General features: G+C 67.1%; 21 protein-coding genes. 13 read left to right on the plus strand and 8 right to left on the minus strand.

What is annotated here, in order from left to right; all coding sequences use genetic code 11:
- The first annotated feature begins 149 nt into the window (after positions 1–149).
- Positions 150–905, plus strand: a complete 756-nt coding sequence (locus tag MSG_RS21965; protein ID WP_096442987.1) for a DUF429 domain-containing protein — start codon at positions 150–152, stop codon at positions 903–905.
- Here the strand turns inward: MSG_RS21965 and MSG_RS21970 are convergent.
- Positions 902–1,582: a TetR/AcrR family transcriptional regulator gene (locus tag MSG_RS21970; RefSeq protein WP_096444725.1), complete on the minus strand. Its 681-nt coding sequence runs from the start codon at positions 1,580–1,582 to the stop codon at positions 902–904. The genes MSG_RS21965 and MSG_RS21970 overlap by 4 nt on opposite strands.
- On the opposite strand from MSG_RS21970, the gene MSG_RS21975 reads away from it, so the two are divergent.
- Together MSG_RS21975 and MSG_RS21980 are read left to right on the plus strand one after the other, a co-directional pair.
- Positions 1,581–2,492: an alpha/beta hydrolase-fold protein gene (locus tag MSG_RS21975; RefSeq protein ID WP_096442989.1), complete on the plus strand. Its 912-nt coding sequence runs from the start codon at positions 1,581–1,583 to the stop codon at positions 2,490–2,492. The two genes, MSG_RS21970 and MSG_RS21975, sit on opposite strands and share 2 nt — an antisense overlap.
- 23 nt (positions 2,493–2,515) lie before the next feature.
- Positions 2,516–4,099, plus strand: coding sequence for a gamma-glutamyltransferase family protein (locus tag MSG_RS21980; RefSeq protein ID WP_096442991.1), 1,584 nt, complete (start codon positions 2,516–2,518; stop codon positions 4,097–4,099).
- 7 nt (positions 4,100–4,106) lie between these two features.
- On the opposite strand, the gene purD is transcribed toward MSG_RS21980, so the two are convergent.
- From purD to MSG_RS22005, 5 genes are read right to left on the minus strand one after another with little or no spacing between them, the layout of a single operon-like run.
- Complete coding sequence (gene purD, locus MSG_RS21985) at positions 4,107–5,375, minus strand: phosphoribosylamine--glycine ligase (protein WP_096442993.1); 1,269 nt, start codon at positions 5,373–5,375, stop codon at positions 4,107–4,109.
- A 39-nt stretch (positions 5,376–5,414) separates the two neighbouring features.
- Positions 5,415–5,852: a carboxymuconolactone decarboxylase family protein gene (locus MSG_RS21990; protein ID WP_096442995.1), complete on the minus strand. Its 438-nt coding sequence runs from the start codon at positions 5,850–5,852 to the stop codon at positions 5,415–5,417.
- Positions 5,853–6,710, minus strand: a complete 858-nt coding sequence (locus MSG_RS21995) for an NAD(P)-dependent oxidoreductase (RefSeq protein WP_096442997.1) — start codon at positions 6,708–6,710, stop codon at positions 5,853–5,855.
- Positions 6,707–7,456: an SDR family oxidoreductase gene (locus MSG_RS22000; protein WP_096442999.1), complete on the minus strand. Its 750-nt coding sequence runs from the start codon at positions 7,454–7,456 to the stop codon at positions 6,707–6,709. The genes MSG_RS21995 and MSG_RS22000 overlap by 4 nt, the downstream gene beginning before the upstream one ends.
- A 17-nt stretch (positions 7,457–7,473) precedes the next feature.
- The gene (locus MSG_RS22005; RefSeq protein WP_096443001.1) at positions 7,474–8,940 is read right to left on the minus strand and encodes an aldehyde dehydrogenase; all 1,467 of its coding nucleotides are present in this window, start codon (positions 8,938–8,940) and stop codon (positions 7,474–7,476) included.
- A gap of 235 nt (positions 8,941–9,175) precedes the next feature.
- Between MSG_RS22005 and MSG_RS22010 the strand changes: the two genes are divergently transcribed.
- The 10 genes from MSG_RS22010 (at position 9,176) to MSG_RS22055 (ending at position 18,260) form a co-directional block, all read left to right on the plus strand.
- Complete coding sequence (locus MSG_RS22010; protein WP_096443003.1) at positions 9,176–9,814, plus strand: TetR/AcrR family transcriptional regulator; 639 nt, start codon at positions 9,176–9,178, stop codon at positions 9,812–9,814.
- On the plus strand, positions 9,811–11,028 hold the full coding sequence (locus MSG_RS22015) for a cytochrome P450 (protein WP_096443005.1): 1,218 nt from the start codon (positions 9,811–9,813) through the stop codon (positions 11,026–11,028). The genes MSG_RS22010 and MSG_RS22015 overlap by 4 nt, the downstream gene beginning before the upstream one ends.
- On the plus strand, positions 11,028–11,855 hold the full coding sequence (locus MSG_RS22020) for an SDR family oxidoreductase (RefSeq protein ID WP_096443007.1): 828 nt from the start codon (positions 11,028–11,030) through the stop codon (positions 11,853–11,855). Before MSG_RS22015 ends, MSG_RS22020 begins: the two co-directional genes overlap by 1 nt.
- 57 nt (positions 11,856–11,912) lie before the next feature.
- On the plus strand, positions 11,913–13,265 hold the full coding sequence (locus MSG_RS22025; RefSeq protein ID WP_096443009.1) for a cytochrome P450: 1,353 nt from the start codon (positions 11,913–11,915) through the stop codon (positions 13,263–13,265).
- Between the two features lie 8 nt (positions 13,266–13,273).
- A complete protein-coding gene (locus MSG_RS22030) occupies positions 13,274–13,477 on the plus strand; it encodes a ferredoxin (protein ID WP_096443011.1) in 204 nt (67 codons plus the stop codon).
- A gap of 6 nt (positions 13,478–13,483) precedes the next feature.
- Entirely contained in the window at positions 13,484–14,038 is a 555-nt protein-coding gene (locus MSG_RS22035) for a nuclear transport factor 2-like protein (protein WP_096443013.1), read from the plus strand.
- Between the two features lie 152 nt (positions 14,039–14,190).
- Positions 14,191–15,318: an NDMA-dependent alcohol dehydrogenase gene (locus tag MSG_RS22040; protein WP_096443015.1), complete on the plus strand. Its 1,128-nt coding sequence runs from the start codon at positions 14,191–14,193 to the stop codon at positions 15,316–15,318.
- Positions 15,319–15,333: 15 nt separating this feature from the next.
- Entirely contained in the window at positions 15,334–17,388 is a 2,055-nt protein-coding gene (locus MSG_RS22045; RefSeq protein ID WP_096443017.1) for an FAD-dependent oxidoreductase, read from the plus strand.
- 19 nt (positions 17,389–17,407) lie between these two features.
- Positions 17,408–17,824, plus strand: coding sequence for a ketosteroid isomerase family protein (locus MSG_RS22050; protein WP_096443018.1), 417 nt, complete (start codon positions 17,408–17,410; stop codon positions 17,822–17,824).
- Between the two features lie 31 nt (positions 17,825–17,855).
- Positions 17,856–18,260 (plus strand): HIT family protein, encoded by a 405-nt coding sequence (locus tag MSG_RS22055; RefSeq protein ID WP_096443020.1) that lies wholly within the window; start codon positions 17,856–17,858, stop codon positions 18,258–18,260.
- Here the strand turns inward: MSG_RS22055 and MSG_RS22060 are convergent.
- Together MSG_RS22060 and phoP are read right to left on the minus strand one after the other, a co-directional pair.
- Positions 18,257–19,687, minus strand: a complete 1,431-nt coding sequence (locus MSG_RS22060) for a sensor histidine kinase (RefSeq protein ID WP_096443022.1) — start codon at positions 19,685–19,687, stop codon at positions 18,257–18,259. The genes MSG_RS22055 and MSG_RS22060 overlap by 4 nt on opposite strands.
- A 31-nt stretch (positions 19,688–19,718) precedes the next feature.
- Positions 19,719–20,438 carry a two-component system response regulator PhoP gene (gene phoP / locus MSG_RS22065; RefSeq protein WP_096443024.1) on the minus strand — a complete coding sequence of 240 codons (720 nt, stop codon included), beginning with the start codon at positions 20,436–20,438 and terminating at the stop codon, positions 19,719–19,721.
- Positions 20,439–20,444: the final 6 nt, after the last annotated feature.

Here is a 20,444-nt window from a genome sequence, read left to right on the forward strand (position 1 = left end):
TGCCCGCCTCCGAGCGACAACTCGCCGTGTCCGTCACCAGGGCCGCCCGCAACGCCACGCATTGTCGCTCGCAGGCGAGCACCACCGACATCCCTTGCCGCAGACACGGATGTGGCGCCGGGGTTGGTGCCGGGTCGTACCCTGTGCGGATGTACTTCGCCGGAGTCGACCTGGCCTGGGCGGGCCGAAATCCGACCGGCGTCGCAGTCGTCGACTCCGGGGGCCGTCTGGTGACCGTCGGCGCCGTCCGCCACGACACCGACATCCTGGCCGCGCTGCGGCCGTTCGTGCGAGGCGATTGCGTGGTCGGATTCGACGCTCCGCTGGTGGTGACCAACCCCACCGGACAGCGCCCCGCCGAGACCGCACTCAACCGAGACTTCCGCAGGTTCGAAGCGGGCACCCATCCGTGCAACACCGGTAAGCCGGAATTCGCGGACGGTCCGCGCGCGGGGCGGCTGGCCGAGGCTCTGGACCTCGACATCGACCCGCGGTCTTCGATTGCGCGGCGCGCGATCGAGGTCTACCCGCACGCGGCCACCGTCGCGCTGTTCCGGCTGCAGCGGACCCTGAAATACAAGGCGAAACCCGGCCGCAGCCTCGAGCAGCTCAGATCACAGCTGTTGTTGCTGATGGACGGCATCGAAAAACTCGGGCGCGCCGCCGTCCCGCTGCGTGTCGCGGACAACGCCGACTGGAACGAGCTGCACCGACAGGTCGTCGCCGCAGGACGGAAAAGCGAACTGCGCCGCGCCGAGGACCCGATCGACGCCGTGGTGTGCGCCTATGTGGCGCTGTACGCACAGCGCCGCCCGGCCGACATCACGATTTACGGCGACCCCGCGACAGGCCATATCGTGACTCCGTCGCTGCCCGCGGACCTGGTCAGCCCGCGGCCGGATTAAATCCGGACGGGTCGCTCGTCGATGGGTGCCAGCACCTCGACGAGGTCGACCATCGTGGTGAGCGCGGCCGCGCGCGGGTCGCGGCCCTCGACCAGGGCGGACACCACGGAACCGTCGACAGCGCAGATCAGCGTGCAGACCAATTCGACATGCACGTTCCGGCCCGATCGTTCGAGGGCGTCGGCCACGGCCTCGGCACGCTGACGCAGGCTGCGGCGCATGGTGTCGCGCAGCGCGGGCAGGCGGGTGCAGGCGATGTGCCGTTCGTACCGCGAGGTCAGCTGCTCGGCGAGTCCAGGACCGTCGATATCGCCCACCAGCAAATCGACCAGCAACTCGGCGGTGGCCTCGGGTCCGCGGCGGCGGCGCGACAACGCGGCGACCCGCGACCGCAGCTGGGCCACCTCGATCATCCCGATATGTTCGACCGCCTTGGCGATCAAGTCATCGAGAGACGAGAAGTAATACGTCGTGGAGGCCAGCGGCAAACCGGCCCGGCGCGCGACCGCTCGATGGCGCACCGCCTCGAATCCGCCTTCCTCCAGCAGCTCAGCGGCGGCGCTCACCAGGGCGTAGCGTCGACGTTCTCCTTTCGGAGTGGCGGCTGCAGTCACGCCTGAACATAGTGCCAGTGAAAATGGTACTGCATTGCCATTTCGGCCAAACGGCCATGGCATGATGGCCCGCATGCCCGACTTCAGCCGCCGCGCCGTGCTCGGTCTCGGCGCCGGAGTCGTTGTCGGAGCGGCCGGTGGATTTGCGCTGGAAGACCTGCTCAGATCCCAGAAAACGCGGGCCATCCCGGTCTCGACCGCCAGCACCCAGGTTCGGTTGGCGCCGCCCGCGCCGCTGGAGCCGGCCCCCCCGGGCGATCCGGCGCCCACCATGACAACCGGGTCCTTCGTGTCGGCGGCCCGCGGCGGGATACCGACGAATTGGGCGATCGCGCGACCGCCCGGCCAGACCAAGGCACTGCGCCCGGTGATCGCCCTGCACGGCAAGGGCAGCGACGCCGCCACCGTCATGGCCGGCGGTGTCGAGCAGGGCCTCGCGCAGGCCGTCAACGCCGGGCTACCGCCGTTTGCGGTGGTCGCCGTCGACGGCGGCGGCAGCTACTGGCATAAGCGGGCGTCCGGCGAGGACAGCGGGGCCATGGTGCTGGATGAGCTGATCCCGATGCTGGGCGGCCAGCGTCTGGACACCTCGCGGGTGGCGTTCCTGGGCTGGTCGATGGGCGGCTACGGCGCGCTGCTGCTCGGGGGCCGGCTGGGACCCGCGCGCACCGCGGCCATCTGCGCGGTGAGCCCGGCGTTGTGGACGTCGTCCGAGGCGGCCGCACCCGGCGCCTTCGACGGCCCCGACGACTTCGCGGCGAATTCGGTGTTCGGAATGCCGGCGCTGGCCTCCATTCCGATCCGGATCGACTGCGGCGACAGCGACCCGTTCTACGGCGCCACCAAGCAGTTCATCGCCCAATTGCCGAACCCGCCCGCGGGCGGCTTCTCCCCCGGCGGCCACAACGGGGAATTCTGGAGCTCGCAGCTGCCGGCGGAGCTGACCTGGATGGCGCCGTTGCTGACGGCCTGAGCCCTGGCGTTACGCTCGCGGACGTGAGCGCGTCGTTCGATTGGACCTTTCCCTATGCCTGGCCGCGCAAGCCCATCCTGGCGGCCAACGCCGTATGCACGTCTGCACCGCTGGCCGCTCAAGCCGGCCTGCGGATGCTTGCCGAGGGCGGCAGCGCCGTCGACGCGGCCGTGGCCACCGCGATCACGCTGACGCTGGTGGAACCGGTGTCCAACGGCATCGGCTCGGACGCGTTCGCGATCGTCTGGGACGGCCGGGAACTACACGGCCTCAACGCCTCCGGCCGATCGCCCGCGGCGTGGACGCCCGAGTACTTCGGCAACAGGCCGATTCCCGTGGCGGGCTGGAATTCGGTGACCGTGCCCGGGGCCGTCTCGGCGTGGGTCGAGTTGCACGCTAAGTTCGGAAGGCTCCCTTTCGGGCGACTGTTCGAACCCGCGATCTCCTACGGCCGCAACGGCTTTCTGGTCTCGCCGACGGTCGCCGCGCAATGGGCGGCTCAGGTGCCGATGTTCGAATCCCAGCCGGGCTTCGCCGAGGCGTTTCTGCCCGCTGGACGGTCACCGAAGGCCGGCGAGTTGTTCCGGCTTCCGGACCATGCGGCGACGCTGGAGCGCATCGCCACGACGAACGGCGAGGCGTTCTACCGCGGCGACCTCGCGGAAAAACTCGAGGCGCACTCCAGCGCCAACGGCGGCGTGCTGCGTACCGACGACCTCGCGGCGCATCGCGCCGATTGGGTGGGCACTATCAGCTCCAGCTACCGCGGTTACACGGTCCACGAGATACCACCCAACGGCCAGGGCATCGTGGCGCTGATCGCGCTCGGCATCCTCCAGCACTTCGAAATGTCTTCGCTGCCAGTCGATTCCGCGGCCAGCGTGCATCTGCAGATCGAGGCGCTCAAGCTGGCTTTCGCCGACGCGCAGGCGTACGTCGCCGACACCGATCACATGCCGGTGCGCCCCCAAGACCTGCTGGACGACGAGTACCTGCGGCAGCGGGCCGCCCTGATCGACCGCGACCAGGCGAGGCCGGCATCGGCGGGCACCCCGAAGGGCGGCACGGTGTACCTCACCGCTGCCGATGCCTCGGGGGTGATGGTGTCGATGATCCAGTCCAACTACCTGGGATTCGGCTCCGGCGTGGTGGTGCCGGGCACCGGTATCTCGCTACACAACCGCGGGGCGGGTTTCGTTGCAGATCGCGGACATCCGAATCAGGTCGGTCCGAACAAGCGGCCGTACCAGACGATCATCCCGGGCTTCGTCACCAGGGACGGCGCACCGGTGATGAGCTTCGGGGTGATGGGCGGTCCGATGCAGCCCCAGGGCCACGTGCAGGTGATGGTCCGCATCGCCGACTACGGGCAAAACCCGCAGGCGGCCTGCGACGGTCCGCGGTTTCGCTGGGTGCAGGGCATGCAGGTCAGCTGCGAGGCCGGCTTCCCGCCGTCGACACTAGACGACTTGCGGCAGCGCGGGCACGACCTGTTGACGGTCGACGACTACGACGCGTTCGGCAGCTGCCAGGCGATCTGGCGCCTCGACGACGGCTATCTCGCGGCGAGCGACCCGCGCCGCGACGGCCAGGCCGTGGGATTTTGAGGGCGTCCTAGACGCTGACCTTGCCCTCTGCCGCGGCGAGACCGATGTCCCCGCGGAAATGGCTGCCGGGCAACCGAATTGCGCTCATGATCTGGTAGGCCTGGTCGCGTGCCGCGGACAGGTCCGCACCGGTGCCGACTACCGCCAGCACCCGTCCGCCCGACGAGACGATCGCGCCATCGTCGCGGCGGGCCGTGCCCGCGTGCAGCACCCCGTCGGCCTCGCATCCGGTGATGACATCGCCGACCCGGGGACGTCCGGGATAGTTCTCGGCGGCCAGCACCACCGTCACCGCAGCGCCGTCGCGCCAGCGCAGCTCGCCGAAGTCGGCCAATGTACCGGTGCTGGCGGCATACAGTAGCTGGCCCAGCGGCGAGTCCAGCAGGGCGAGCACGGCCTGCGTCTCAGGATCGCCGAAGCGGCAGTTGAATTCGACCACCGCCGGGCCCTTCGCGGTGATGGCGAGCCCGACGTACAACAGGCCGGAGAATGGGCTGCCCCGCTTGACCAGTTCGGCCGCAACAGGTTCCACGATTCCGCTGACGATGTCGTGCAGCACGCCTTCTGGCAGCCAGGGCAGCGGCGCATAGGCCCCCATGCCGCCGGTGTTCAGGCCGGTGTCACCCTCGCCGACGCGCTTGAAGTCCTGGGCGGGCAACAGTGGCACGACGGTCTCGCCGTCCACCACGCAGAACAGCGACACTTCCGGGCCATCCAGAAACGACTCCAGCAGCACCGGGTGTCCGTCGTCGAGCAGACCGGCCGCGTGCGCACGCGCCGCGTCTCGATCCGCCGTCACCACCACACCCTTGCCCGCCGCCAGGCCGTCGTCTTTGACCACCCAGGCGGGGTCGCCGGCCGGCGGCCCGAACCGGTCGAGTGCGGCGTCCAACTTGGCTGGGCTGTCGACGATTTCGCTGCGGGCGGTCCGCACGCCCGCCGCATCCATGACGGCCTTGGCGAAGGCCTTGGAACCTTCGATGCGCGCGGCATCCTTGCTGGGACCGAAGCATGCTATTCCCGCGGCGCGCACGGCATCGGCCACACCGAGCACCAGCGGCACCTCGGGTCCGATGACCACCAAGTCCGCCCCGACCTCGCGGGCCAGCGCGACGACCTCGTCGCCGGAGGTGAGTTCCACGGCGTGCTGCTCGGCGATCCGCGCGGTGCCGGCGTTGCCGGGGGCGATGGCCAGTCCGGTGACCCGGGGATCTCTCCGCAAAGCCAGCAGCAGGGCATGTTCACGACCACCCGAACCGATCACCAGAACCCGCACGACACGTCACTCTAGCGGGCCGATCGATCAGGCACCGGCCTAGTCGCCGGCCTTCCCGGAGTGCATCTTCAGCGCACCCTCGACGTTGGCCTTCTTGTCCTCCTCGGCGCCTTTGGCCGCGGCCTTCCTGCGCTTGGTCACGACCGCATCGACCGCGCCATTGAGTGCCGAACCCAGCGGGAACCCGAGATAGTGCGTGAGGAAGACGGCCATCTCCTTCAGCTCGGTCTCGCTGAGTTCGCCGTTAAGCAGGGCGGCGTTGATCTGAATCTCGGCCAGGTCGCGGTTTCCGATCGCGGTCACCGCCGTCAGCGTCATGAGGCGCTTGTCGCGCATCGACAGACCCGACCGCGTCCAGATGGAGCCGAACAGGTGGTCGACGGTCAGATCGAAGTACGCGTCGCCCTCGATGTTGGGCATCTCCCAGCCGTAGACCTCGTTCATCTTCTCGAGGCCCTTGCGGCGCAGCTCGTCCATTTATGCCTCTTTCCATGTGTGCGGCACCCCGAGGCCGGCCGCCAGCCCCTCATACGCTAGCCGGGCCAGCGGCAGGTCGACCGAGACGGCTTCGCCAAGGGCCAGTGCCAGGCTCAGATCCTTCTCCCCCAGGCCGCGGGTGTGCACGAAGGAGCCATACAGAAAGTTTTCCGGCTCAAGATCTTTCATATCCTCGCGCACCATGATCGCGCCCGGGCCGCCGGTGAGCGCGTCGGTGTGGCGCACCACCCGGCCCAGCGCCTGCAAATCCAGCCCAGCCGCCTCCGCCAGCTTCATCGCTTCGCAGGCCGCCACGAAGCCCGTGAATGTCAACATGTTGCGAGCCAGCTTCATTCGCGTCCCGGCACCCGGCTCGCCGGCATGGACCACCATCCCCGCCCAGTGTTTGAAGGCCGGCTTGATCTTCTCGTAGACCTCGCGCTCGGCGCCCACCATGGTGGCGAGCTTGCCCTCCGCCGCGGCGGCCGCCCCGCCGCTCACGGGCGCGTCGACGATATGGATGCCTTGCGGTTTGAGCTGGGCGGCCAACTCGATCGCGGTGGTATCACTGATCGTCGAGTGGATCGCGATGACGGTGCCCGGCTTGGCGTGGGCCGCCAACTCGCCGACGACCTCGCGCACCTGGGCGTCGTTGAGCACCGTGATATGGACGATGTCGGCGGTGGCGATGTCGGCGACGCTGTCGGCGATGCGGGCACCCTTCTCGACCAGCGGAGTCATCGCCTCGGTACGGATGTCGTAAACCGTTACCCCGCCTGGCCATTCGGTCATCTTCGTGGCCATCGGCGCGCCCATGTTACCCAGGCCGATGTAACCCAGCGTCAACTGTTCAGTCATGACCGGAAGATCTGCCCGCCGTCGACATTGAAGATCTGCCCGGTGATCCAGGACGCCTCATCGGAGAGCAGGAACAGGCACATACCGACCAGGTCCTCGGGCTGCCCCATGCGCGACAACGGAATTCCCTTGACGATGTCGGCGACCATCTCCTGCGGCGTCGTGGACCGGTTGGCCTCGGTGTCGATCGGGCCCGGCGCGATGGCGTTGATGCGGATATTTTGGCCGCCGAGTTCGGTGGCCAGCTGCTGGGTGAGTCCGTTGATGCCGACCTTGGCCAGCCCGTAAAAGTTCGAATACAGCCATGCCGCGGTCGAGGATTGATTGACGATCGCGCCGCCGCCACGCTTGGCCATCTTCTTATAGACCGCACGGGTGCACCACAGTGCGCCGTCGAGGTTCACACTCATGAACTTCTTGTAATACTCGGGATCGACGGTGATCAAGAAGTCCAGCTTCATGCCGCCGAAGATCGCCGCGTTGTTGACCAGGTAGTCGATGCCGCCGAACTCCGCCAGTGTGCGGTCGGCCATCTCCTTGGCGGACAACGGGTCCGACACGTCGACGGGCAGAGCCAGCGCGGTACCGCCCTCGCCGTTGATGCCGTCGGCCACCTTCTCGGCGCCCTGCAGGTTGATATCGGCGACGACGACCGCGGCACCCTCGCGGGCCAGCGCTTCGGCGTACGCCTGACCGATACCGCCGCCGGCGCCGGTGACGATGCCCACCTTGTTCTCGAATCTCATGTGTTCAGCTCCTCTGGTTAGACCGCTGTCGCAATGGTTTTGGTCTCGAGGTACTCCTCGAAACCGGCCAGGCCCATCTCGCGACCGTTTCCGGACTGCTTGTAACCGCCGAACGGCGCGTCGGCCGAATACCACACGCCGCCGTTGACATTGATGGTTCCGGCGCGGACCCGCGCGGCCGCCCGGGCCGCCCTGTCCGGGTCGGTGCTGAACACGGTGCCCGACAACCCGTATGGCGAGTCGTTGGCGATGCGGATCGCGTCGTCGTCGCCGTCGTGCGGAATGACCGTCAGTACCGGGCCGAAGATCTCCTCGCGCGCGACGCGGGCGTCGTTGCCCAGCCCGGCAATCAGGGTGGGCTCGATGAAGAAACCGACCTCGCGGTCGGCGGGCCGGCCGCCACCGCACGCGAACGTCCCGCCCTCGGCGATCGCCGAGTCCAGGTAGCCCTGGATCCGATCGCGCTGACGCGCCGAAATCACCGGGCCGCAGATGGTTCCGGGGTCGGTGGGGTCGCCGGCCTTGATGCCGCCCATCGTCGCGGCCGCGATGGACACCGCTTCGTCGTACTTCGCCCGCGGCACCACCAACCGGGTGGTGATCGCGCACCCCTGCCCTGCGTGCATGCAGACCGAGAACCCGGCCACGCCCACCGCCCCGGCCAAGTCGGCGTCGTCGAGGACGATGAATGCCGACTTGCCGCCCAGCTCCAGGAAGACACGCTTGATGGTCACGGCGCCGTCGGCCATCACGGCGCGGCCGGTGGCGGTCGACCCGGTGAACGAAACCATGTCCACCCGAGGGTCTTTCGACAACAACGCGCCCACGCTGTGGTCGCTGGACGTGACGATGTTGATGACGCCGGGGGGAAAGTCGGTGTGCTCGGCGATGAGCTCGCCCAGCACGGCCGCACACCACGGGGTGTCGGGGGCCGGCTTCAACACGACGGTGTTGCCCGCGGCCAGCGCGGGGCCGATCTTGGCGAGGTTGATCTGGTGGGGAAAGTTCCACGGGGTGATGGCGCCGACGACACCAACGGCCTCGCGAGCGATGGTACGCCGCGTCGGTATCCCCATCGGCGATGCCTGGCCGAGATCCTGGTTGTACGCATACGATTCGGCGGTGTCGGCCGCGAATGCCAAGTCGTTCACGGGAACTTCGAGCTGGGCGATCGTCGTGAGCATCCGCGGCGCGCCCACTTCGGCAATCGTCAGGTCGCGCAGTTCTTCGAGGTGCTGCTGCATCGCCTCGCGCAGCTGGCGCACGCACCGCACCCGCAGTTCGGTGTTGCGCGACCAGTCCGTCTCGTCGAAGGCGCGGCGCGCGGCTTCGATGGCACGGTCCATGTCGCCGGCGTCGGCGTCGGCCGCAACGCCCAGCACTTCCTCGGTGGCCGGGTTGATCGTCGGGAAGGTGCCGGCGCTGCCCGTCGATACCTTGCCGTCGATGAAGAGTCCGCTGACGCCGTCGGCCAATAAGGCCATCTCCCGCTCCTGTCTGTGCGTGATGAATCCAAGGGGGCGAATCCCGCGGATCAAGAGCCCGTCCGTCCGGTGGACAGTTGTCCGATATAGCCCCACCGCACGATAGCCTTCGGGTCGTCGGCGGTGCAAGAGCCTATCTCTGCTGTCAACCGGAACGCCCGGAAAACACCTTATTAATCCGCATATTGTTGGGTCGCGCTTGCTTCGCTTCCCCCTCATCCGATAGCTTGGACATGTGTCCAGCGATGCCCTGGCTACGGTCGCAGCCCAGATTGAGCAACCGACGGGTCAGGCGCCACGCAACCGCCGTCAGGAGGAGACCTTCCGCAAGGTGCTCGCCGCCGGCATCGAAACGTTGCGGGAGAAGTCGTACGGCGACCTGACGGTGCGCGCGGTGGCCGCCCGCGCGAAGGTCGCCCCGGCCACGGCCTACACCTACTTCTCGTCGAAGAACCACTTGATCGCCGAGGTCTACCTCGACCTGGTCCGGCAGGTCCCCTTCTTCACCGACGTCAACGACCCCATGCCGGTGCGGGTGGACAAGGTGCTGCGCCACCTGGCCCTCGTCGTCGCCGACGAACCGGAGGTCGGGGCGGCGTGCACTATTGCATTGCTCGGCGGCGGCACCGACCCCGCGGTCGGTTCCGTGCGCGACCGGATCGGCGCGGAGATCCACCGCCGCATCGCGACCGCCATCGGCCCCGGTGCCGATCCCAGCACGGTGTCCGCGCTCGAGATGACGTTCTTCGGCGCCCTGGTGCAGGCCGGCAGCGGCCAGTTCACGTATCACCAGATCGCCGACCGGCTGGCCTACGTAGTGAGTCTGATCCTGCCCGGCGCCGGCGAGACAAACCAGGAGACAACAACTCGATGACCCTGCATGTTGGAGACCACGAATTGGTCCTCGATCCCTACGACTACGACTTCCACGAGGATCCGTATCCGTACTACAAGCGGCTGCGCGACGAGGCCCCGCTGTACCGCAACGAGAAGCTGGGCTTTTGGGCCCTGTCTCGGCATGCCGACGTGCATCGGGGCTTCCGCAACAGCACGACGCTTTCCAACAAGTACGGCGTTTCGCTGGATCCGGCCTCGCGCGGACCGCACGCCTCCAAGACGATGAGCTTTCTCGCCATGGACGATCCCGCACACCTGCGGCTACGCACACTGGTGTCAAAAGGCTTCACGCCCAGGAGGATTCGCGAACTCGAACCGCGCGTCACCGAGATCGCCCGCCAACATCTCGACACGATGCTGGCGAAGGCCCAGGACGGGACGGTCGACTACGTCGACGAGTTCGCCGGCAAGCTGCCCATGGACGTCATCTCCGAACTCATGGGGGTGCCGGAGCCGGACCGGGCCCAGGTGCGCGCCTGGGCGGACGCCGTCATGCACCGCGACGAGGGCGTCACCGACGTGCCGGCTTCGGCGGTCGAGGCGTCGATCAACCTGATCGTCTATTACCAGGAGATGGTGGCCGAGCGGCGCACGGAGCTGACCGACGACCTGACCTCGGCGCTGCTGGAGGCCGAGATCGACGGCGACCGGCTGACCGAAGACGAAATCATCGGCTTCATGTTCCTGATGGTCATCGCCGGCAACGAGACCACCACCAAACTCCTTGCCAATGCCGCATTTTGGGGCCACAAGAACCCCGACCAGCTCGCCTCGGTGTACGCCGACCTCGAGCTGGTACCGGCGTGGGTGGAGGAGACCCTGCGCTACGACACCTCCAGCCAGATCCTGGCGCGCACCGTCGCCGGCGAGCTGACGCTCTACGACACCACGATTCCCGATGGCGACATCCTGTTGCTGTTGCCCGGGTCCGGACACCGTGACGAACGGGCCTTCGACAACCCGGACGACTACGTGATTGGACGCGAAATCGGACCTAAGCTGCTGAGTTTCGGTAGCGGCGCGCACTTCTGCCTGGGTGCCCACCTGGCCCGGATGGAGGCGCGCGTGGCGCTGACCGAGTTGTTCAAGCGAATCCGCGGATATCAAGTGGACGAGGCCAACGCCGTCCGCGTCCACTCGAGCAATGTCCGCGGATTCGCTCATCTACCGATTACCGTGGAGACCCGCTGATGCCTCGCTTTGCCCCCCTGCCCGAACGCCGGCCGGCCATCGTGGCCGGCGCCTCCTCCGGGATCGGAGAGGCTACCGCCATCGAGCTTGCCGCGCATGGCTTTCCGGTCGCCCTCGGCGCCCGACGAGTCGAAAAGCTCAACGACATCGTCGGCAAGATCAACGCCGAAGGCGGCGAAGCAGTCGGCTTCCATCTGGACGTCACCGATCCCAACTCGGTGAAATCCTTTGTCGCGCAGTCGGTCGATGCCCTAGGCGAGATCGAGGTACTGGTGGCCGGCGCCGGCGATACCTACTTCGGCAAGCTCGCCGAGATCACCACCGACGAGTTCGAGTCGCAGCTGCAGATCCACCTCGTCGGCGCCAACCGGCTGGCCGCAGCGGTGCTGCCCGGCATGCTCGAACGGCAGCGCGGCGACCTCATCTTCGTGGGATCCGATGTGGCGCTGCGCCAGCGACCGCACATGGGCGCCTACGGCGCCGCCAAGGCGGCACTCCTCGCGATGGTCACCAACTTCCAGATGGAGCTCGAGGGCACCGGCGTGCGGGCCTCGATCGTGCACCCCGGTCCGACGAAGACATCGATGGGCTGGAGCCTTCCGGCCGAAAAGATCGGTCCGGCGCTTCAGGACTGGGCCAAGTGGGGCCAGGCCCGCCACGACTACTTCCTGCGTGCGGCGGACCTGGGACGCGCCATCACGTTCGTCGCCGAGACGCCCCGCGGCGGCTTCATCGCAAGCATGGAGCTTCAGCCCGAAGCCCCGTTGGCCGACAACCGAGACCGCCAGAAGCTGGCGCTCGGCGAAGAAGGGATGCCAGGACAGTGACTGCTTCGCGATACGACGATGCGGCGCGAGGAACGCGCGCCGAGGAGGAGTGAGCACATGACCACCGCGATCGTGCCGCGGGTTTCCGGCGGCGAGGAAGAGCATGGCCACCTGGAGGAATTTCGCACCGACCCGATCGGTTTGATGAAGCGCGTCCGCGAGGAATGCGGCGACGTCGGGTGGTTCCAGCTGGCCGACAAGCACGTGATCCTGTTGTCTGGCGCCAACGCCAACGAATTCTTCTTCCGATCCGCCGATGAGGATCTGGACCAGGCTGAGGCCTACCCGTTCATGACGCCGATCTTCGGCAAGGGCGTGGTGTTCGACGCGAGCCCCGAACGGCGTGCCGAAATGCTGCACAACACCGCGCTGCGGGGTGAGCACATGAAGGGCCACGCCGCGACCATCGAGAACGAAGTCAGGAGGATGATCGCCGACTGGGGCGACGAGGGCGAGATCGAACTGCTCGACTTCTTCGCCGAGCTGACCATCTACACCTCGACGGCGTGCCTGATCGGGGTGAAGTTCCGCAACCAGCTCGACCATCGCTTCGCCGAGTACTACCACCTGTTGGAGCGAGGAACCGACCCGCTGTGCTACGTCGATGCCTACCTGGACATCGAGAGCTTCCGGATCCGGGATCAGGCCCGGGTGGGCCTGGTCGAACTGGTGCAAGGCGTGATGAATCAGCGAATCGCCAACCCGCCCAAGGACAAGAGCGACCGCGACATGCTCGACGTCCTGGTGTCGATCAAAGACGAAGAGGGAAATCCCCGCTTTTCCGCCGACGAGATCACCGGGATGTTCATCTCGCTGATGTTCGCCGGCCACCACACCAGCTCGGGTACCTCGTCGTGGACGCTGATCGAGCTCATCCGCCATCCGGACGTCTACGCCGAGGTGGCCAAGGAGCTCGACGACCTCTACGCCGACGGGCAGGAGGTGAGTTTCCATGCGCTGCGTCAGATTCCGAAGTTGGACAACGTGGTCAAGGAGACGCTGCGCCTGCACCCGCCGCTGATCATCCTGATGCGGGTGGCCCAGGGAGAATTCGAGGTGGAGGGCTTCCCGATTCACAAGGGCGATTTCGTCGCCGCCTCCCCGGCGATCAGCAACCGCATCCCCGAGGACTTTCCCGACCCCGACGAATTCGAGCCGGATCGCTACAACAAGCCCGAGCAGGCCGACGTCGTCAATCGGTGGACGTGGATCCCGTTCGGCGCGGGCCGGCATCGCTGCGTGGGTGCCGCCTTCGCCCAGATGCAGATCAAGGCGATCTTCTCTGTTCTGTTGCGGGAGTATGAGTTCGAGATGGCGCAGCCGGCCAACAGTTACCACAACGACCACTCCAAGATGGTCGTGCAGCTGGCCCGCCCCGCGAAGGTTCGCTACCGCAAGCGCCAGAAGTAGACAATCACATGGGGTTTCGTATCGAAGTGGATCTGGATTTGTGTCAGGGCCACGCCATGTGCGAACTGGAGGCGCCAGAATACTTCCGGGTGCCCAAGCGGGGCAAGGTCGAAATTCTCGACCCCGAACCACCCGAAGACGCCCGCGAAGAAGTCGAGCGCGCGGTCGATATGTGCCCAACGCAAGCACTTTTCATCAAAGAGAAAGACTGAGGACCGATGAATTCACAGGCGTCACACTCCCGCGAAGATCTCGAGGCCTGGGTCGACCGCTGGTTGCAGGCCAACAAGGACTGCGAAAAGGCCGGTGACTGGCGGCCGCTCGCCGACTTCTACACCCAGGACGCCACCTACGGCTGGAACATCGGTCCGGAGGAGGACGTGATGTGCGTGGGCGTCGACGAGATCCGCGACGTCGCGCTTGGCCTGGAGATGGAGGGCCTGGAGAACTGGGTGTACGAGTACCAGAAGGTACTCATCGACGAGAAGCAGGGCGAGATCGTCGGCTTCTGGAAGCAGATCGTCAACAAGGCCGACGGCACCCAGGACGAAATCTACGGCATCGGCGGCAGCTGGTTCCGCCTCAATGGCGACCAGCAGATCGAGTGGCAGCGCGACTTCTTCGACTTCGGTCACGTCGCGCACATGTTCGGCAAACTGATCGAGTCCGGCGACCTATCCGCCGGCATGCAGAAGCGCATCGAGCGCAGCCTGGCCGGCGAGAAGCTGCCCGGCTACTACCCCCTCGGACAGGCTCCGGTACCCATCTGGTGATCTCCCGACCGGTTGATGGTGCCCCCCTGTTTACAGCCCGGTGACGCAGGTCATAATGGTCTGCGAATGAGAACACGTTCTAACTTGCTGTCCGGCACCGGCCGGCCCCTTTCACCGACACTCGGGTCAGGGCATGCTGATGGAGGTCCTTCATGAAAACAAAAGGCGCGCTGATCTGGGAATTCAACCAGCCGTGGTCCATCGAGGAAATCGAGATCGGCGACCCGCAGGCGCACGAGGTCAAGATCCAGATGGAAGCGGCCGGGATGTGCCATTCGGATCACCATCTAGTTACCGGCGGCATCCCGATGGCGGGCTTCCCGGTGCTCGGCGGCCACGAGGGCGCGGGCGTCGTCACCGAGGTCGGGCCGGGCGTGGAGGACATTGCCCCGGGCGATCACGTGGTGCTGTCGTTCATCCCGTCCTGTGGGCAGTGTCCGACGTGTCAGGCCGGCCTGCGCAACCTGTGCGACCTGGGGGCCGGGCTGCTCGGCGGCGAAGCGGTGTCCGACGGCACCTTCCGCATCCAGGCCCGGGGCCAGAACGTCTTTCCCATGACCCTGCTGGGCACCTTCTCGCCCTACATGGTCGTGCACCGCGCCTCGGTGGTGAAGATCGACCCGTCCGTGCCCTTTGAGGTGGCCGCCCTCGTCGGTTGCGGCGTCACCACGGGCTACGGCTCGGCGGTGCGCACTGCTGACATCCGCCCGGGGCAAGACGTCGCCATCGTCGGCGTCGGCGGCGTCGGCATGGCGGCCCTGCAGGGTGCCGTCAACGCCGGTGCGCGCTACATCTTCGCGATCGACCCGGTCGAATGGAAGCGCGACCAAGCGCTGAAGTTCGGCGCCACGCACGTCTACCCCGACATCAACGCCGCACTGGCCGGCATCGCCGAGGTCACGTGGGGGCTGATGGCGCACAAGGTCGTCGTCACCGTCGGCGAGCTGCACGGTGCGGACATCGACAACTACCTGAACATCACCCAGAAGGGTGGCACCTGCGTGCTGACCGCCATCGGCAGCCTGCTGGACACCAACGTCAACCTGAACCTGGCGATGCTGACCCTGATGCAGAAGAACCTGCAGGGCACCATCTTCGGTGGCGGTAACCCGCAGTACGACATCCCGCAGCTACTGTCGATGTACAAGGCCGGCAAGCTCAACCTGGACGACATGATCACCCGCCAGTACAAACTGGAGCAGATCAACGACGGCTACCAGGACATGCTGGACGGCAAGAACATTCGAGGCGTCATCCGGTTCACCGACGCCGACCGGTAAGCCGGCCGGTCCTTAGTGACCACTTTTCCGCACCTACTGGCGCCGGGACGAATCGGTGCCATGACGGTGTGCAACCGGGTCGTCATGTCTCCGATGGAGACGATGTACGGCACGGCCGACGGACTGCCGTCGCAGCGCACCCGTGACTACTTCGCCGCCCGCGCGAAGGGTGGGGTTGGGCTGATCACGTTGGGCGCCACCGGCGTCGACCATCAGCACCCGGAGACCCCCGGCGGCCTGCATCTGGCTACAGACGCCGCGGTCGACGCCCACCGTGCCCTTGTGGAGGTGGTGCACGAGCACGGCGCGAAGATTCAACCGCAGATCGTGCACGCGGGGCCGGATGGGTTGGGACCCGAGATGTTCGGCGTCGCCTCGGTGGGTCCCTCGGTGATCCCGTCGTATCTCACCGGCCGGCCGTCCAGCGAGATCAGCAAACAGCAGCTGACCGGGGTGTTCGACTTGTTCAAGGCCGCGGTTCGGCGCGCCGCCGAGGCCGGCTACGACGGGATCGAGCTGCACGCCGCGCACGGCTACATGCTGCTGGGTTCTTTTCTTGCCCCGCAACGCAATCGGCGCACCGACGAATACCGGGGCGACTCGGCTCATGGGCGGGTGCAGGTGGTGCTCGAGGCGCTGTCGGCCATCCGGTCCGAGATTGGTGACGCGCTGCCCATCACCTTGCGTATCTCCGGCTACGAACGCGTGGCCGGTGGCCGCCCGATCTACGAAACCGCCCGCATGGCACCCGAATTGGTGGCCGCGGGCGTGGACGCGTTCCACGTCAGCGGCGGCGTGATCGACCGGCTGGTGACCGGCATGGTCAACAGCGCCGACGACGGTGACGCACTCAATGTCGGCGCCGCCGCCGCGGTCAAGCAAGTGGTCGACGTGCCGGTCATCGTGGTCGGGCGCATCCACGATCCCGAGCGAGCCGAACGCATCCTCGCCGAGGGACGCGCCGACTTCATCGCCATGGGTCGGCCGCTGCTGGCCGACCCGGAGCTGCCGCGCAAAATTCAAACCGGCCAGGCACATCGCGTCCGCAGCTGCATCTCCTGCGAAAACTGCATCGACGCGATGGAACAACGCTTCTCGGTCGACTGCGCCGTCAATCCCCGCACCGGCAAGGAGCGCGAACTGTCGGCGCACCGGGCGCCTCGCGCCAAGCGGGTGGTGGTGATCGGCGGCGGCCCGGCCGGCCTGGAGGCCGCCCGGGTGGCGGCCAATCGCGGTCACGACGTCACCCTGTTCGAGCGTGCCCAGCAACTGGGCGGCGCATTGCGCTGGGCCGCGGTGCTGCATCCCGAAAATCAGCCCTTCCTGCGCTACCTGCGCGACGAGATCAAGCTCAGTGGAACAAAGGTTGTTCTGGGCCAAGCTATTTCGGTCGGCGACGTGGTCGCGAACGCCCCCGACGCCGTCGTGGTGGCCACCGGCGGACACGTCGCGGTCCCGGCAATCGAAGGCTCCGATCTTCCGCACGTGCACACCGGGCCGGGGTTGCGTGAACTGCTGGGCGGCCAAGCCGGAGCGGCCAACCCGGCCTGGCAGCGGCTGGGCGCCTCGCTGCTGGGCGGCTGGCGCCAGCGCCTGGTCCAGCCCGCGGCGGTCCGGCTCGCCACCCGCGCATGGATGCCGCTCGGCCGCCGCGTCGTCATCATCGGCGGCGATCTGGTCGCCCTCGAGCTCGCCGAGTTTCTGGCGAGCCGCGACCGGCTGGTGTCGATCCTCGAGGCGGGCAAGGACATCGCCCCGGAGGTCGGCAACAAACGCAAGACCGAACATATGAATCGCCTCGACCGCCTCGGCGTCGCCGTCCACGTCCGGGCCGCCGTCGAACGCATCACCGCAAAGGCGCTGATGTTCACCCCGGCAGGCGGTGCCACACGACAGTTGCCCGCCGACAGCGTCGTGGTGGCCGGCACCGTCGAGCCCGACACCACGCTGTTCGACGCACTGGTCGCGGCCATGCCCGACACCCAAGTGCACGCCGCCGGCGACTGCAGCGGTCTCGGCCTGATCCGCAAAGCCACCGAGGAGGGCGCACGCGCCGCATGCGCCATTTGAGAAGACAGGAGAAACAACGATGACCCAAACCACCCAATCCCCGGCACTGACCGCGTCGCAGTCGTCCTGGCGTTGCGCCCAAGGCAAGGACCGGGAGGGTTGGCTCGCGCTGATGACCGACGATGTCGTCATCGAGGATCCGATCGGCAAGTCCGTCACCAACCCCGACGGCACCGGGGTGCGCGGCAAGGAAGCGGTCGGCGCCTTCTTCGACAACAACATCGCGCAGAACCAGCTGACGATCACCTGCGAGGAGACATTCCCGTCGAGTTCGCCCGACGAGATCGCTCATATTCTGGTGCTGCAAAGCAAGTTTGAGGGCGGCATGACCAGCAAGGTGCGCGGCGTGTTCACCTACAAGGTCAACGACGCCGGGCTGATCACCAACATGCGTGGCTACTGGAACCTCGACGTCATGGAATTCGGCCAAGAGTAGCCCGCCGATCCGGTCCACCTATGCTGGGACCATGGCGTCGATCTTCACCAAGATCATCAACCGTGAACTACCCGGCCGCTTCGTGTACGAGGACGACGACGTCGTCGCGTTCCTCACGATCGAACCGATGACGCAGGGCCACACGCTGGTGGTCCCGCGCGCGGAAATCGATCAGTGGCAGAGCGTCGAGTCGGGCGCGTTCGCGCGCGTGATGGGGGTCAGCCAGTTGATCGGCAGGGCCGTAACCAAGGCGTTTCGCGCCGAGCGTGCCGGCCTGATCATCGCGGGGCTGGAGGTTCCCCACTTCCACGTCCACGTGTTCCCCACCCGCAGCCTCAGCGACTTCGGCTTCGCCAACGTCGACCGCAATCCGTCACCGGAATCCCTGGACGCGGCGCAGGCCAAGATCAAGGCAGCGCTCGAGCAATTGGGTTAGCCCACCTGGGCGGGCACTTCGCTGATCCGCGGCAGCGTGACCCGGAAGCAACAGCCCTCGCCCGGCGCGGTTTTGACGCTGACAGCACCACCGTGCGCGTGCACCAGCGAGTCGACGATGGACAGTCCCAGTCCGGTGCCACCGCTGGCCCGGGCGCGCGACGAGTCGGTGCGATAGAACCGCTCGAAGATCCGCGACGCATCCTGCTGGGTCATGCCGGGCCCGCGGTCGGCCACCTCGATCACCGCGTCGTCGCCCTCGGTGCCGACCCGAACGATGACGTCGGCGCTGGTCGGGGTGTGCTGCAGCGCGTTGGCCACCAGGTTGCTGAGCACCTGGCGGATCCGCGGCTCGTCGCCCAGCACCTCCGGGGTGCCGGGGCCGTCGAGGACTTCCATGTAGACCCTGCGCTGGGGATCGATGGCCTGCGCGTCGTGCACGGCGTCGCTGGCCAGCGCGAGCAGGTCCACCCGATGGTGTTCCAGCGGCCGCTGCACATCCAGCCGTGCCAGCAGCAGCAGATCGTCGACGAGCAGGCCCATCCGGCTGGCTTCGCTTTCGATCCGCGAGAGCAGCATCGCGACATCGCGCGCGGCGCCCTGGCGATACAGCTCGGCGAAGCCGCGAATAGTGGTCAGCGGCGTGCGCAACTCGTGGCTCGCGTCGGTGATGAACCGCCGCATGCGCTCCTCGGAGCCGCGGGCCTTTTCGGCCGAGGACTCCGAGGACGCCATCGCTCGCTGGATCTGCGTGAGCATTCCGTTGAGCGCCAACGAAAGTCGGCCCACCTCAGTGCGGGGATCGCGCTCGGGGACTCGGCGATCGAGCTGGCCAGAGGCGATCGCCGCGGCGGTCTGCTCGACCTCGGCCAGCGGCCTGAGGCTGCGCTGCACCACCGCGAAGCCGGCGAGGCCGACCACGACCAGCACCGCCACCCCGATGCCGACCTGCAGCCACACCAGCGAGCGCACGGTGTGCTCCAGATCAGACAGGTCGATCGCCACTGTGATCAGGCCGTGCGGGCCGCGTACCGACACCGCGCGCCACTGGATCTCGGACCCGTTGACCGACGGCAGCGTCACGGGGTTGGGGCCCACGTCGTTGTCGGCGGGCAGCGCGGGTTCGGCATTGCGGTCGTTGATGGCGGTGAACGGAGTGCCATCGATGCCGATGCCTCGCACGTAGAACTTCGAGGGCGGACGCCCGGGATCGGGACCCTCGTACGGCGGCGGGGATTGCTTCCGGGGAGCCTGCGCCCAGCTCTTGGACGCATCGAGCAGCGTCTGGTCGATGCGGCTGATCAGGCTGTGCCGCAGGATCGAGGTGACCATGACGCCCGAGGCAGCCAGGCCGCACGCCACCAGAACCAGGGTCGCGGCGACCAAACCCACCCGCAGTGGCAGTCCTCGTCGGGGCTGATTCGGCATCCTTCTATCTTCGCTCTAGGTCTGCGCGGTCTTAGCGCGGCTCCCGCAACACATAACCCACGCCTCGCAGGGTGTGCAGTAGCCGCTTCTCGCCGGTGTCGATCTTGCGGCGCAGATACGACACGTAGGACTCGACGACGTTCACATCGCCGCCGAAGTCGTAGCGCCAGACGTGGTCGAGGATCTTCGGCTTGCTCAACACCGTGCCCGCGTTGATGACGAAGTAACGCAGCAAGGTGAATTCGGTGGGAGACAACGACACCGGCTCGCCGGCCTTCCACACTTCGTGGGTTTCTTCGTCGAGTTCGATGTCGGCGAACGTCAGGCGGGCGTTGCGCGGTTCGGCACCGCCCTTGCCGGCGCGGCGCAGGATGACCCGCAGCCGGGCGACGACCTCCTCCAGGCTGAACGGCTTCGTCACGTAGTCGTCGCCGCCGAGGGTGAGGCCTGCGATCTTGTCCTGCAGGGAGTCGCGGGCGGTCAGGAACAACGCCGGGGCGTCGATGCCGTCGGCCCGCAGCCGCCGCAGCACCCCGAAGCCGTCCATGCCGGGCATCATGACGTCCAGGATCACCGCGTCGGGCCGGGCCTCCCGGGCCCGGTCGAGGGCTTGCGCACCGTTGGTGGCCGTCGCTACCTCGAACCCCTGGAACTTGAGACTCACCGAAAGCAGTTCGACGATGTTGGCCTCGTCGTCGACCACGAGAACGCGTGCTTCGGGCTGGTTTTCGGTTGGGATAGCCGCCGTCATGTCGCC

Source organism: Mycobacterium shigaense, assembly GCF_002356315.1.
GTDB lineage: Bacteria > Actinomycetota > Actinomycetes > Mycobacteriales > Mycobacteriaceae > Mycobacterium > Mycobacterium shigaense.

Excerpts from the sequence above, each read along its gene's own strand:
- MSG_RS22040 (WP_096443015.1), top strand. The coding sequence starts at position 14,191 with ATGAAAACAAAAGGCGCGCTGATCTGGGAATTCAACCAGCCGTGGTCC.
- MSG_RS22020 (WP_096443007.1), top strand. The coding sequence starts at position 11,028 with ATGCCTCGCTTTGCCCCCCTGCCCGAACGCCGGCCGGCCATCGTGGCC.
- MSG_RS22000 (WP_096442999.1), bottom strand. The coding sequence starts at position 7,456 with ATGAGATTCGAGAACAAGGTGGGCATCGTCACCGGCGCCGGCGGCGGT.
- MSG_RS22030 (WP_096443011.1), top strand. The coding sequence starts at position 13,274 with ATGGGGTTTCGTATCGAAGTGGATCTGGATTTGTGTCAGGGCCACGCC.
- MSG_RS22025 (WP_096443009.1), top strand. The coding sequence starts at position 11,913 with ATGACCACCGCGATCGTGCCGCGGGTTTCCGGCGGCGAGGAAGAGCAT.
- MSG_RS22035 (WP_096443013.1), top strand. The coding sequence starts at position 13,484 with ATGAATTCACAGGCGTCACACTCCCGCGAAGATCTCGAGGCCTGGGTC.
- MSG_RS21990 (WP_096442995.1), bottom strand. The coding sequence starts at position 5,852 with ATGGACGAGCTGCGCCGCAAGGGCCTCGAGAAGATGAACGAGGTCTAC.
- MSG_RS22005 (WP_096443001.1), bottom strand. The coding sequence starts at position 8,940 with ATGGCCTTATTGGCCGACGGCGTCAGCGGACTCTTCATCGACGGCAAG.
- MSG_RS21975 (WP_096442989.1), top strand. The coding sequence starts at position 1,581 with ATGATGGCCCGCATGCCCGACTTCAGCCGCCGCGCCGTGCTCGGTCTC.
- MSG_RS21995 (WP_096442997.1), bottom strand. The coding sequence starts at position 6,710 with ATGACTGAACAGTTGACGCTGGGTTACATCGGCCTGGGTAACATGGGC.
- MSG_RS22050 (WP_096443018.1), top strand. The coding sequence starts at position 17,408 with ATGACCCAAACCACCCAATCCCCGGCACTGACCGCGTCGCAGTCGTCC.
- MSG_RS21970 (WP_096444725.1), bottom strand. The coding sequence starts at position 1,582 with ATGCCATGGCCGTTTGGCCGAAATGGCAATGCAGTACCATTTTCACTG.
- MSG_RS22015 (WP_096443005.1), top strand. The coding sequence starts at position 9,811 with ATGACCCTGCATGTTGGAGACCACGAATTGGTCCTCGATCCCTACGAC.
- MSG_RS22060 (WP_096443022.1), bottom strand. The coding sequence starts at position 19,687 with ATGCCGAATCAGCCCCGACGAGGACTGCCACTGCGGGTGGGTTTGGTC.
- phoP (WP_096443024.1), bottom strand. The coding sequence starts at position 20,438 with ATGACGGCGGCTATCCCAACCGAAAACCAGCCCGAAGCACGCGTTCTC.
- MSG_RS21965 (WP_096442987.1), top strand. The coding sequence starts at position 150 with ATGTACTTCGCCGGAGTCGACCTGGCCTGGGCGGGCCGAAATCCGACC.
- MSG_RS22055 (WP_096443020.1), top strand. The coding sequence starts at position 17,856 with ATGGCGTCGATCTTCACCAAGATCATCAACCGTGAACTACCCGGCCGC.